This window comes from Isoptericola sp. NPDC056578 (assembly GCF_042793275.1).
Lineage (GTDB): Bacteria > Actinomycetota > Actinomycetes > Actinomycetales > Cellulomonadaceae > Isoptericola.
Genome location: NZ_JBHTVC010000015.1, coordinates 1 through 13027, shown reverse-complemented (window position 1 = coordinate 13027; position 13027 = coordinate 1). Strand labels below are relative to the sequence as shown.

Below are 13027 nucleotides of genomic sequence, written 5' to 3'. Positions count from 1 at the left end.
CTCCCCCGCGCGGACGTGCCGCGCGAGGCCGCGCACCACCGCGACGGGTCGGCCGTCCGCCTTGCCGCGCACCAGCTCCGAGGCGGCTGCGACCTCGTCCGCGACGGCGGTCACCGTGGCCGACAGCGGGCGGCCGTGCGCGTCGACCCCCCCGCGCAGGTCGTCGACGACGTCCACGCCGGCCGCGCCGATCGCGATGTCGGTGAGGCCGTCCCGCCAGGTCCGCCCGGCCGTGTCGGTGACGACGACGCCGAGGCGGTCCAGGCCGAACCGCGCGCGCAGGGCGGCTCGCAACGCGCGCGCCGAGGCGTCCGGGTCCTCGGGCAGCAGCAGCACGGTGCCCTCGGGCGTGTTCGACGCGTCCACCCCGGCGGCGGCCATCACCAGCCCCAGCCGGTTCTCGACGATGCGCAGCGGCGGCTGGCCGTCGGGCCGCGCGCGCGTCGCGACCACGCGCACGGTCTCGTCGGTGATCGCCTGCTCGCGGTCGGCGGCGCGCACCACGCGCCCCTCGGCCTTCGAGACGACCTTGGACGTGACGACGACGACGTCGCCCTCGGCGAGCGGGTCCCCGGACGCCGCGCCGTCGGCGGCCAGCGCGTCGCCGACCAGGCCCGCGAGGTCGTCCCCGGGCCGGACCTCCGGGAACCCGCCGGGCGCCCAGGCGGTGAGCCGAGCGCTCACCGCACCAGCTTCGGGAGCACCTCGCGGCCGAAGACCTCGATCCACTCCTTCTGGTTGCGTCCCACGTTGTGCAGGTAGATCCGGTCGAAGCCGAGGTCGACGTACTTCTGGATGGCGGCGCGGTGCTCGTCCGGGTCGGCGCTGATGACCATGCGCCCCTCGAAGTCCTCGGGGCGGACCAGCTTCGCCATCTGCGCGAAGTCGTGCGGGGAGCGGATGTCGGCCTTGGGGAACTTCATGCCGCCGTTGGGCCACTCGGTCATCGCGTTCGCGAGCGCCTCCTCGTCGGTCTCCGCCCACGACATGTGCACCTGGAGCACCTTGGGCATCCCCTGCGGGTCACGACCCGACTCGCGGACGCCGTCGTCGAACTTGCCGAACAGCATCTCGATCTTCTCCAGCGGCGCCCCGACGGTGATGAGGCCGTCGGCGTGCTTGCCGGCGCGCTTGGCGGTGATCGGGCCGGCCGTGGCGACGAGGATCTCGGGCGGCACCTCGGGCATGGTCCACAGCCGCGTGGACTCCATCTTGTAGTACTGCCCGGAGTGCTTGACGTCCTTGCCGTCGATGCCGGAAGCGAAGAGCTTCTTGATGATGTCGATGGCCTCGAACATGCGGTTGATCCGCTCGGGGGCCTCCGGCCAGTACCCGGCCACGACGTGCTCGTTGAGCGCCTCGCCGGACCCCAGGCCGAGCCAGTGCCGGCCGGGGTACATCGCGGCGAGCGTGGCGGACGCCTGTGCGACCATCGCCGGGTGCCAGCGGAACGTCGGCGCCGTGACGCCGGGGCCGAGGTCGCCGCGGGTGCGCTCGCCGAGCGCCGTCAGCACGTTCCACACGAAGGCCGCCTCGCCCTGCTGCGGCACCCACGGCTGGAAGTGGTCGGCCGCCATGACGCCGGAGAAGCCGTGCTCCTCCGCGTAGGCCGAGTACTCGACGACGTCGGTGGGGTGGAACTGCTCGAGCATCGCGGCATAGCCGATGGTCAGGTCGGGGTTCGCAGCCATGCCTCCGACCCTATCCCCGGCCGACGACCAGGTACGTGGTACCGGGTCTGTCAGCAGGGTCGGTCAGCAGGGTCGGTCAGCCCAGCCGCTTGGCGAAGAAGTGCTCGGCGTACGGGTTGTCGTTGTACCGGGCGATGCGCCGGTAGCCGGCCCGCTCGTACATCGCGACGGCCTCCGTCAGCGTCCCGTTCGTGTCGAGGCGCACCTCGCGGTGGCCGAGGTCGCGGCTCACGCCCTCGAGGTGGCGCAGCAGCCGGGAGCCGAGCCCCGCGCCCCGCCATCCCGGGTGCACCCACATCCGCTTGATCTCCCCCACGCCGCCGGTCACCTCGGTCGACAGGGTGCGCACGCCCCCGCAGGCGACGGGCTCGCCGTCGCTCGTCGCGACGACGAACGCACCCGACGGCGGCGCGAGACGCGCGTCCTCGGGGTCGGGTTCGCCCGCCGCGGGCCGGGGACCGGGGTCGAACCCGCCGGGGAAACGCTCGTCGAGCTCCGCCACGTACGCCGCGACCGCGCGCCTGGCGAGGTCCGACGCCGGGTCCGCGCGCTCGAGCGTCACGGTCGCGGCCCGCACGAGGAGGTCGGCCTCCGCGAGGGCCGCGGCGAGCCGAGCCCGCTGGCGGGCGGTGAGCGGCGCGACCAGGTCGCGCGCCCGGTCCACGGACCGCCGCTCCAGGTCGTCCCACGCGCGCCGGCCCGCGGGCGTGAGGTCGACGCGGCGGCGTCGCCGGTCGTCGTCGTCGGGCACGACGGCGACGAGCCCGTCGGACTCCAGCCGGCGCAGCAGGCGGCTGAGGTACCCCGAGTCCAGGCCGAGCCTGGCACGCAGGTCCCGCGTGGTGCCCGGCTCCGTGCCGATCTCGAACAGGAGGCGAGCGGTGCCCAGCGGCATCCCGGTCCCGAGGAACGAGTCCTCGAGCGCGCCCACGCGCTGCGTGTAGCCGCGGTTGAACCGCCGCACGACGTCGACCTGCCGCTCGACCTGCGCGGCCGTCTCCGCCCCCGTCCCACCCGTCGTCCCACCCGTCGAACTCTGCATACCTCTGACTCTAGTCAGAGGTTATGGGCCACGCTCCGGCGCCGTCCGCCGATCGAGACGCCCCTGCCCGGCGGGCCCCGTGCATCTGGGAGAATGACCGACCATGAGCGACTTCCCGACCCCCGAGGCGCCGACCGCGCCCGCGCAGACCCCCGCAGCGACCCCGAACGCCGGCAACCCTGTTGCTCAGGTAGCCGGCGACGTCGTCCGCGCGGAGGTCCGGGAGGTACCGGACAAGGTCAGCCTGGAGGGCCTGGAGCAGCGCTTCGACGAGCGCTGGTCGGCCGAGGGCACCTACGCGTTCGACCGCACGGCCACCCGCGAGCAGGTGTACTCGATCGACACCCCGCCGCCCACGGTCTCGGGCTCGCTGCACGTGGGCCACGTGTTCAGCTACACGCACACGGACACCGTCGCCCGCTTCCAGCGGATGCGCGGCAAGAAGGTCTTCTACCCGATGGGTTGGGACGACAACGGCCTGCCCACCGAGCGCCGCGTGCAGAACTACTACGGCGTGCGCTGCGACCCGTCCCTGCCCTACGTCGAGGGCTTCGAGCCGCCGCACCAGGGCACCGACGGCAAGAACGTCAAGCCGGGCGACCAGGTGCCGGTCAGCCGCCGCAACTTCATCGAGCTGTGCGAGCGGCTCACCGCCGACGACGAGCGCCAGTTCGAGGAGCTGTGGCGCCGCCTCGGCCTGTCCGTCGACTGGGCGCAGAACTACCAGACCATCGACGCCACCTCCCGCGCCGCGTCGCAGCGCGCCTTCCTGCGCAACCTCGCCCGCGGCGAGGCGTACCAGGCGGAGGCGCCGGGTCTGTGGGACGTGACGTTCCAGACCGCCGTCGCGCAGGCCGAGCTCGAGGCGCGCGAGTACCCCGGCTTCTACCACCGCGTCGCGTTCCACCGGCCCGACGGCAGCCCGCTGTACATCGAGACCACGCGCCCGGAGCTCATCCCCGCCGTGGTGGCGCTCATCGCCCACCCGGACGACGAGCGGTACCAGGGCCTGTTCGGCACCACCGTCACCTCCCCCCTGTTCGGCGTCGAGGTGCCGGTGCTCGCGCACCCGGCCGCCGCGATGGACAAGGGCGCCGGCATCGCCATGTGCTGCACCTTCGGCGACCTCACCGACGTGCAGTGGTGGCGCGAGCTGCAGCTCGCCACGCGCTCGGTCATCCAGCGCGACGGCCGCCTCTCCCGCGAGACGCCCGAGTGGGTCGCGGGCGGCCCGGGCGAGGCCCTGTACGCCGAGGAGCTCGCCGGCAAGACGACGTTCAGCGCCCGCAAGGCCGTCGTCGACGCCCTCCGCGAGTCGGGCGACCTCGACGGCGAGCCGTCGGCCACCCAGCGCATGACGAACTTCTACGAGAAGGGCGACAAGCCCCTCGAGATCGTCACCTCCCGCCAGTGGTACATCCGCAACGGCGGGCGCGACTGGGCGGCCCGTGACCTCAAGGCGGAGCTGCTCGCGCGCGGCAAGGAGCTCGACTTCCACCCGGACTTCATGCGCGTGCGCTACGAGAACTGGGTGAACGGCCTCAACGGCGACTGGCTCATCTCGCGCCAGCGCTTCTTCGGCGTGGCCGTGCCGCTGTGGTACCCGGTGACCGAGGCGGGCGACGTCGACCACGACCACCCGATCGTGCCGACCGAGGCGGAGCTGCCCGTCGACCCGACGTCGCAGGCCCCGGCCGGCTACGAGGAGTCGCAGCGCGGCGCGCCGGGCGGCTTCGTCGGCGACGCCGACGTGATGGACACCTGGGCGACGTCGTCCCTGTCCCCGCTGATCGTGTCCGGCTGGGAGCGTGACGCGGACCTCTTCGAGCGCGTCTACCCGATGGACCTGCGCCCGCAGGGCCAGGACATCATCCGCACCTGGCTGTTCTCCTCGGTGGTCCGCTCGCACCTCGAGTGCGGCGTCCTGCCCTGGAAGCACGCCGCCATCAGCGGCTGGATCCTCGACCCGGACCGCAAGAAGATGTCCAAGTCCAAGGGCAACGTCGTCACGCCGATGGGCCTGCTCGAGGAGCATGGCGCGGACGCGGTGCGGTACTGGGCTGCCGCCGCCCGCCTGGGCACGGACGCCGCGTTCGAGGTCGGCCAGATGAAGATCGGCCGCCGCCTCGCGATCAAGGTGCTGAACGCCTCGAAGTTCGCCCTGACGTTCGGCGTGGACCCGGAGACCGGCGCCGGCGAGATCGTGCTGGACCCGGCCCGCGTCACGGTCCCCCTGGACCGCGCGATGCTCGCCGGCCTGGCGGACGTCGTCGAGCAGGCCACCGCCGCGTTCGAGGCGTACGACCACACCCGCGCGCTGGAGGTCACGGAGACGTTCTTCTGGACCTTCTGCGACGACTACCTCGAGCTGGTCAAGGACCGCGCGTACGGCGCCGGCGCCGCGGCCACCGAGGTGACGGCCGAGACCGTGTCGGCACGCACGGCCCTCGCCCTCGCGGTGGACGCGCTGCTGCGCCTCCTGGCGCCGTTCCTGCCGTTCGCGACCGAGGAGGTCTGGTCGTGGTGGCGCACCGGCTCGGTGCACCACGCCGCCTGGCCGGTGGCCGCGCCGCTGCGCACGGTGGCCGGCGACGCCGACCCGGTGCAGCTCACCGCCGCCGGGCACGCCCTCGCGGCGCTCCGCAAGATCAAGTCGGAGGCCAAGGTCTCCATGCGCACGCCGATCCTCACGGCGTCCATGGCCGTGCCGGCCGCGATGCTCGACGGCGTCCGGTCGGCGCTGGACGACGTCCGCGGCGCCGGCCGCGCCACCGGCACCCTCGACGTCGTCGAGGCGGCCGAGGGCCAGGGCAACCCCGACGTGCAGGGCGGCATCGTCGTCACCGCGTCCGAGCTGGGCGAGCCCCCGGCCCGCAAGCCCAAGGCCTGACCCGCGCGAGGTAGTTCCGAACCCGCCGAGGTAGTCCCCGACTTGCCGAACTACCTCGGCAACTTCCGGACTACCTCGGCGTGGTGAACCGGTCGCCGTCGCCGCTCATCGTGGCGGCGACCTCCTTCGGCGTCCCGTCGTCGTGCCACCGCAGGGTCGCGCCGACGCCGTCCATCAGGTCCACGGACCCCTCGGGCGCGAACGTCAGGGCGGCGTCCTGCGCGATCGCCGCGCGCAGCAGGGCGGACGGCGCGGGCATCTCCTCCAGACCGTCGGTGACGCCGAGGTCCTCCAGGTCGGCGCGCGAGGTCGCGACGTGCATCGGGTCCGGCCCGATCCACAGCGTGCGGCCGCCGAGCAGCCCCGTGAGGTCCGGTCCCCCGACGCCGTTGCCCGGGGCCGTGAGCACCGCCGCGGCGTCGAGGGCGAGCTGCTCCGACAGCACGAGCGCCTTCACCTGCCCGCGGGAGAGCACCGCGACCACGTCGTCGACCGACGAGACCGCGCCCTCCTCCCGGCCCTGGTCCTGGCGGTACTCGGCGAGGACCACCTCGCGCCGGCGCTCCCGGTAGGAGTCGAGGGCGTCCTCGACGTTGGCCTCGAACGTGTCCGCGCGGACGCCCGGGCCCCGCCCGCCGCCCGAGACCTCGACGGTCCGCCGCGCGGTGTCCTGCCCGAGCTCGGCACGCACGAGGTTCACCGCCCGGACGTCGCCGGTGAGCAGCACGACCTCCGGGCGGCCCTCGGCCACGCGGCGGTCGATCTCCGCCGCCACCGCCGCGGCGTTGCGCTTCCAGGAGTCCTCGGCGCGCGACTCGATGATGGCGCGCTTGGTGCCGGTGCTGGAGGTCTTGCTGACCTCGTCGTTCGGGCCCTCGAACGTCTCGCGCGCCCCGCCGGGCCGGCCGACCGCGTCGCAGGGCCAGAAGTCCGCGCCGCTGCGGTCGACGGCGACGCACAGCGCGTCGACGGTCTCGTCGGCCGCCAGGGCGGCCTGCAGCAGCGCCGGGACGGGCAGCCAGACCCCCGTGGCCACGGCGGGCGGGTTGCGCAGCACGCGGTCCACCGCGACGCCGCCGTCCCCGGCGATGAGCACCCGGCCGTGCGCGCCGGCCACGCGCGTGGGCCGCAGCACCGCGGCCTCGAGGTCGTCCAGCACCCGGGTGGGTGCGGACTGTCGCTCGAGGGAACGTCGCACCGCCCGCCACCGGTTCGCGACGTCCCTGTCGCCCGCCTCGGCCGAGGGCGTCGCGTCCAGGTAGACGGTCGCGAACGGTCCGGGGCGGCCGACGAGGGGCTTGAGCCAGTCGATCTTCATCCGTGGATCCCCCTGATGTCGTCGTCGGCTGTGTCCTCCAGCGTGCGACGGAAACGCGGCGGACGCCACCCCTCGGCCCGGCGGTCCCGACCTCGCGCGCGAGGTCAGATCTCACCTCTTCAAGCGTAGGTGTCCAGGGGCGGCAGCTCGCCCTTGAGGCGCCCGGCGGCGTGCTCCTCGGCGATGCGCTCGTGGTGCCGGATCACCTCGGAGACGATGAAGTTGCGGAACTGCTCCGTGAACTCCGGGTCCAGGCCGGCGCCCGCCGCGAGGTCCTTGAGGCGGTCGACCTGCTGGCGGTCGCGAGACGGGTCGGCGGGCGGCAGCCCGCCCACCGCCTTGAGCTCGCCGACGCGTCGCGTCATCTTGAAGCGCTCGGCCAGCAGGTGCACGAGCGCGGCGTCGATGTTGTCGATGCTGGCGCGCAGGTCCAGGATCTCCTGGGGCATCCCGTCCGACGCGGGGCGCGGGGCGGGGTCCTGGGGGACGTCGTGAGGGGTGTCGGGCATGACTCGATCCTACGAGGCGCGCCGAGCGTGTAAGGTCCCACGTCGGCCCGAACGCCGACCGGAGACTGGTCGGGAACCGCCGGCCACCACCACGCGGCACGACGCCAGGGACGCACACCGCCCGCCCACGCCGCCCACCCGGAGAGAGAGCAGATGACGGTCGCGACGACGCCGAGCCTCGTGGACGTGCCCGAGGGCACGAGCATCAGCACGCTGCTGGCCGACCGGGTCGCCCGGACGGGCGACCGCACCCTCATCGAGCGTCGCACCGCGTCGGACGGCTCCTGGGTGCCGGTGTCCGCCGGCGAGTTCCAGGCCGACGTCATGACCGTGGCACGCGGGCTCGTCGCGCACGGCATCGAGCCCGGCGACCGCGTCGCGATCATGTCGCGCACCCGCTACGAGTGGACGCTCCTCGACTTCGCCGCCTGGGCCACCGGCGCCGTGGTCGTGCCCGTCTACGAGACGTCCTCCCCCGACCAGGTGCGCTGGATCCTCGAGGACTCCGGAGCCCGCCTGGTCGTGGTGGAGACGCCCGCGCACGCGGACGCCGTGCGCCAGGTGGACGACGAGCTGCCCGACCTCGAGGAGGTGCTCGTCATCGCGACCGGTGCCGTCGACGAGCTGCGCGAGGCCGGTGCGTCGGTCCCCGCGCGGGACGTCGCGGCCCGCCGCGACGCCGTGCGCCGCGACGACCTCGCCACGATCGTCTACACCTCCGGCTCCACGGGACGCCCCAAGGGCGCCGAGCTCACGCACGGCAACTTCGCGCACCTCGCGATGAACGCCCGCCTCGCCCTGCCCGAGCTTCTCGACTCGGACGGCGCGCGCACGGTGCTCTTCCTTCCCCTGGCGCACGTCTTCGCCCGCCTCATCCAGGTCGCGGTGATCGCCAGCGGCTCGGTGCTCGGCCACCTGCCCGACGTGAAGACGCTCACCGACGACCTCAGGACGTTCCGCCCCACGTTCCTGCTCGCCGTCCCCCGCGTGTTCGAGAAGGTCTACAACTCGGCCGAGCAGCGGGCCGCGTCGCGCACCCAGCGGCAGGTCTTCGGCTGGGCCGCGCGCGTGTCGGGCCAGTACTCGCGTGCGCTCGACACCGGACGCGTCCCGGTGACGCTGCGGGCCCGCCACGCGCTGGCCGACCGGCTGGTGCTGTCCCGGCTGCGCACCGCGATGGGCGGGAACCTGCGGTACGCGATCTCGGGCGGCGCGCCGCTCGGAGACCGCCTCGGACACTTCTTCCGCGGGGCCGGACTCACCGTGCTCGAGGGCTACGGGCTCACCGAGACGACGGCCCCGACCGCGGTGAACCTGCCTTCCGACCTGCGCATCGGCACGGTCGGCCCGCCGTTCCCCGGCACCTCGGTGCGGATCGACGACGACGGCGCGGTCTTCGTGGCGGGCCCGCACCTGTTCCGGGGCTACCGCGGACGCGCCGACCTGACCGCCGACGCGATGACGGACGGCTGGTTCCGCACCGGGGACCTGGGCGCCCTGGACCAGGGTCACCTGCGCATCACAGGGCGCACCAAGGAGATCATCGTCACCGCGGGCGGCAAGAACGTGGCCCCGGCGCCGCTGGAGGACCGGGTGCGCGCCCACCCCCTCGTGTCGCAGGTCGTGGTCGTGGGCGACAAGCGTCCGTTCATCGGCGCGCTCGTCACGCTGGACGCCGAGATGCTGCCCGGTTGGCTGGCCACGCAGGGCATCACGCCGATGTCGGTGGGCGCCGCGCGGACCGACCCCCGGGTGCTGGCGGCGCTCGACGCGGCGGTCGAGGAGGCGAACACGGCCGTCTCCCGGGCGGAGTCGATCCGCAAGTTCCGGGTGCTCGAGGGCGACTTCACCGAGGCGAACGAGTACCTGACGCCCTCGTTGAAGGTGAAGCGCGACCTGGTGCTGCGCGACTTCGCGGACGAGGTCGACGCGCTCTACGCCGGGTAGTGCTCAGGCGCTCTTCTCGCGGGGCGCGCGACGGCGGACGGGCGAGGTGCGCGGCACGAGCGTCGGGTTGACGTTCTCCAGCACGACCTCGCGGCTCACGACCACCCGCTCGACGTCGTCCCGGCTGGGCACGTCGAACATCACCTGCTGGAGGACCTCCTCCATGATGGCGCGGAGCCCGCGCGCCCCGGTGCCCCGCAGCAGCGCCTGTTCGGCGATCGCGTGGACGGCGTCCTGCTCGAACTCGAGCTCCACGCCGTCGATCTCGAACATGCGCTGGAACTGCTTGACGAGCGCGTTGCGCGGCTCGGTGAGGATCCGCACCAGCGCGTCGCGGTCCAGCGGGGACACGGACGCGATGACGGGCAGCCGCCCGATGAACTCGGGGATGAGCCCGTACTTCTGCAGGTCCTCGGGTCGCACCTCGGCGAACAGGTCGTCGTCGGCCGCGGTCTCCATGGGGGCGCTGAAGCCGATGCCGCGCTTGCGCGCGCGGGACGCCACGATGTCGTCGAGGCCGGCGAACGCGCCCGCCACGATGAACAGCACGTTCGTGGTGTCGATCTGGATGAACTCCTGGTGCGGGTGCTTGCGCCCGCCCTGCGGGGGCACCGACGCCGTCGTGCCCTCGATGATCTTCAGGAGCGCCTGCTGCACGCCCTCGCCGGAGACGTCGCGCGTGATCGACGGGTTCTCCGCCTTCCGGGCCACCTTGTCGACCTCGTCGATGTAGATGATGCCCGTCTCGGCCTTCTTGACGTCGTAGTCCGCGGCCTGGATGAGCTTGAGGAGGATGTTCTCGACGTCCTCGCCCACGTACCCGGCCTCCGTGAGGGCCGTGGCGTCGGCGATGGCGAACGGCACGTTGAGCATCTTCGCCAGCGTCTGCGCCAGGTAGGTCTTGCCGGTGCCGGTGGGCCCGATGAGCAGGATGTTGGACTTCGCGATCTCGACCGCGTCGTCGCCGTCGCGCTGGGCCTCGCCCGCCTGGACCCGCTTGTAGTGGTTGTAGACCGCCACCGCGAGGGCCCGCTTGGCCGGCTCCTGCCCGATCACGTACTGCTCGAGGAAGTCGAAGATCTCGCGCGGCTTCGGCAGCTCCGTGAGCCCCAGCTCCGCCGCCTCGCCGAGCTCCTCCTCGATGATCTCGTTGCACAGGTCGATGCACTCGTCGCAGATGTACACGCCGGGGCCGGCGATCAGCTTCTTGACCTGCTTCTGCGACTTCCCGCAGAACGAGCACTTCAGCAGGTCTGCGCCGTCACCGATCCGAGCCACCGGGAGCCTCCATCTCGTGAGTGCACGTCCTGAGTGCTTGGTCCTGAGTGCTTGGTCCTGCGTCCATTCCACACCACGGGGGCGTCGTTGTCAGCCGAGCAGCCCGGTGCGTCGTGTCGCGGGGCCCGCGATGTCTCCCTCGGGAGGTCGCGGGCCCCGTGAACGTGCAGGTCAGCGCGGCGCGAGAGCGGCGGGCTTGCGGCTCTCGAGCACCTGGTCCACCAGGCCGTAGTCCTTGGCCTGCGCGGCCGTGAGGATCTTGTCGCGCTCGATGTCCTCGCGCACCTGCTCCTCGGACTTGCCCGTGTGCGCCGCCAGCGTCGACTCCAGCCACTCGCGCATGCGGATGAGCTCGTTGGCGTGGATCTCGATGTCGGACGCCTGGGCGTAGCCGCCGCCCTCCATCGCGGGCTGGTGGATCAGCACGCGGGCGTTCGGCAGCGCGAGGCGCTTGCCCGGCTGGCCGGCGGCGAGCAGCACGGCCGCGGCGGAGGCCGCCTGGCCGAGGCACACCGTCTGGATCTGCGGCTTGATGAACTGCATCGTGTCGTACAGCGCCGTCATGGCCGTGAACGACCCCCCGGGCGAGTTGATGTAGATCATGATGTCGCGGTCGGGGTCCTGGCTCTCCAGGACCAGCAGCTGCGCCATGATGTCGTCCGCCGACGCGTCGTCGACCTGGACGCCCATGAAGATGATGCGGTCCTCGAACAGCTTGGTGTACGGGTCCTGGCGCTTGAAGCCGTACGCGGTGCGCTCCTCGAACTGGGGCAGCACGTAGCGCGACGTCGGAGCGCCGTGCGGGAGCGCGACGCCGCCGGGGCGCGCCGCGGCGCCCGCCAGGTTCTGGGCCCGCATAGCGAACTGGTACTCGTCTGAGTAGCTCACGGTGTTCTCCTCGGGTGGGAAGTCGGTGGGTTCCGGGGGCGGGTGGTCGGCGTCAGGAGCCCGACGCGCCGCCACCGCCCGAGACCGAGGCGGCGCTGGTGACCACGTGGTCGACGAAGCCGTACTCGAGGGCCTCGTCCGCGGTGAACCACTTGTCGCGGTCGTTGTCCTTGAGGATCGTCTCCAGCGACTGCCCGGTCTGCTCGGCCGTCAGCTCGGAGAGCACCTTCTTCATGTGCATGATCAGCTGGGCGCCGATCCGCACGTCCGTCGCGGTGCCGCCCACGCCGCCGGAGGGCTGGTGCATGAGCACGCGGGCGTGCGGGGTGATGTAGCGCTTGCCCTTGGTGCCCGACGAGAGCAGGAACTGCCCCATCGACGCGGCCATGCCCATCGCGATGGTCGCGACGTCCGGCTTGATGTACTGCATCGTGTCGTAGATCGCCATGCCGGCCGTGATGGATCCGCCGGGGCTGTTGATGTACAGCCAGATGTCCTTGTCCGGGTCCTCAGCGGCGAGCAGCAGCATCTGCGCGCAGATGGCGTTCGCGTTCTCGTCGCGCACCTCCGAGCCCAGCCAGATGATGCGCTCCTTGAGGAGCCGGTTGTAGATGGAGTCGTTGAGCCCGAGGCCCTGGCCGTCGGCGCGCGCCACCGGCGTCGCACCGTCCATCCGCAGCAAGTCGTTCACGTCCGTCTCCTTCGTCATCGCCGTCGATCGACCCTAACGTGCGGCAGCCACGCGAAACGTCCCGGTGGAGGGGCTTTTCGCTGCGGGCGCACACGACGACGCCGGCGGCGGTCTCGGCTCACGCCCCGTGCGCCTCGCACAGCGCCCGGGCGGCGCGCCGAGCGGTCGGGAACGGGTCCTTCGGCACGCCCGTCCCCGCCCCCGCCAGCGCCCCGTCGTGGAGCAGCAGCAGCGCGTCCGCCAGCTCGCCGGGACGTTCGAGCCCGGCTGCGCGGCACTCGGTCTCGAGGAGCTCCCGGACCCACGACTTCTGCCGGGCGACCTCGACGGCGACGGGCCGGTCGGCGTCGTCCACCTCGGCGCGCGCGTTGATCGCGGCGCAGCCGCGGCCGCCCTCGGCCGCCGACCACCCCTCGGCGGCGCCGAAGACCGCGAGCACCCGGCCGACGCCCGGCTCGGGGTGCGCCGCGAGGGCCCGGACCAGGTGTGCCTGCCACCGGGAGTCGCGGTCGCGCAGGTACGCCACCACGAGCCCCTCCTTCGAGCCGAAGCGGTCGTAGAGCGTCTTCTTCGTGACGCCCGCCTCCGCCGCGACGGTGTCGACGCCGACGGCGTGCAGCCCGCGGGCGTAGAACAGGCGCGACGCGGCCTCGAGGATCCGGCGCGCCGCCGGGGTGAGGGACGCCTGCCGCGGGGTCTGCTCGGTCACCCGACCCACGATACGGACCGGTCCACCCCCACGGACGACGCCGGCCCGCACCGTCCGGGGGGAC

At 72.9% G+C, this 13027-nt stretch carries 11 protein-coding genes; 2 read left to right on the top strand and 9 right to left on the bottom strand.

Annotation, left to right across the window (positions count from 1 at the left end; all coding sequences use genetic code 11):
* From cofE to ACFQ80_RS08110, 3 genes are all read right to left on the bottom strand, one after another.
* A partial coding sequence (cofE, locus tag ACFQ80_RS08120) for a coenzyme F420-0:L-glutamate ligase (protein WP_430563282.1) occupies positions 1–684 on the bottom strand: 684 nt, incomplete at its 3' end.
* Positions 681–1691 carry a TIGR03557 family F420-dependent LLM class oxidoreductase gene (locus ACFQ80_RS08115; RefSeq protein WP_430561259.1) on the bottom strand — a complete coding sequence of 337 codons (1011 nt, stop codon included), beginning with the start codon at positions 1689–1691 and terminating at the stop codon, positions 681–683. The genes ACFQ80_RS08115 and cofE, both read right to left, overlap by 4 nt.
* A 76-nt stretch (positions 1692–1767) precedes the next feature.
* A complete protein-coding gene (locus ACFQ80_RS08110) occupies positions 1768–2733 on the bottom strand; it encodes a GNAT family N-acetyltransferase (RefSeq protein WP_430563281.1) in 966 nt (321 codons plus the stop codon).
* 103 nt (positions 2734–2836) lie between these two features.
* On the opposite strand from ACFQ80_RS08110, the gene valS reads away from it, so the two are divergent.
* A complete protein-coding gene (valS, locus tag ACFQ80_RS08105) occupies positions 2837–5623 on the top strand; it encodes a valine--tRNA ligase (protein ID WP_430563280.1) in 2787 nt (928 codons plus the stop codon).
* A gap of 70 nt (positions 5624–5693) precedes the next feature.
* On the opposite strand, the gene ACFQ80_RS08100 is transcribed toward valS, so the two are convergent.
* Positions 5694–6941 carry a hypothetical protein gene (locus ACFQ80_RS08100; RefSeq protein WP_430563279.1) on the bottom strand — a complete coding sequence of 416 codons (1248 nt, stop codon included), beginning with the start codon at positions 6939–6941 and terminating at the stop codon, positions 5694–5696.
* Positions 6942–7060: 119 nt separating this feature from the next.
* The gene (locus ACFQ80_RS08095; protein ID WP_430549821.1) at positions 7061–7450 is read right to left on the bottom strand and encodes a chorismate mutase; all 390 of its coding nucleotides are present in this window, start codon (positions 7448–7450) and stop codon (positions 7061–7063) included.
* A 153-nt stretch (positions 7451–7603) separates the two neighbouring features.
* Between ACFQ80_RS08095 and ACFQ80_RS08090 the strand changes: the two genes are divergently transcribed.
* Entirely contained in the window at positions 7604–9397 is a 1794-nt protein-coding gene (locus ACFQ80_RS08090) for an AMP-dependent synthetase/ligase (RefSeq protein WP_430563278.1), read from the top strand.
* A gap of 3 nt (positions 9398–9400) precedes the next feature.
* Here the strand turns inward: ACFQ80_RS08090 and clpX are convergent, their stop codons facing one another.
* The 4 genes from clpX to ACFQ80_RS08070 form a co-directional block, all read right to left on the bottom strand.
* Complete coding sequence (clpX, locus tag ACFQ80_RS08085) at positions 9401–10675, bottom strand: ATP-dependent Clp protease ATP-binding subunit ClpX (protein WP_430549819.1); 1275 nt, start codon at positions 10673–10675, stop codon at positions 9401–9403.
* Between the two features lie 171 nt (positions 10676–10846).
* Positions 10847–11533, bottom strand: coding sequence for an ATP-dependent Clp protease proteolytic subunit (locus ACFQ80_RS08080; RefSeq protein WP_430549947.1), 687 nt, complete (start codon positions 11531–11533; stop codon positions 10847–10849).
* Between the two features lie 82 nt (positions 11534–11615).
* Positions 11616–12236, bottom strand: coding sequence for an ATP-dependent Clp protease proteolytic subunit (locus ACFQ80_RS08075; protein WP_430549946.1), 621 nt, complete (start codon positions 12234–12236; stop codon positions 11616–11618).
* A gap of 136 nt (positions 12237–12372) precedes the next feature.
* On the bottom strand, positions 12373–12963 hold the full coding sequence (locus ACFQ80_RS08070; protein ID WP_430549818.1) for a TetR/AcrR family transcriptional regulator: 591 nt from the start codon (positions 12961–12963) through the stop codon (positions 12373–12375).
* Positions 12964–13027: the final 64 nt, after the last annotated feature.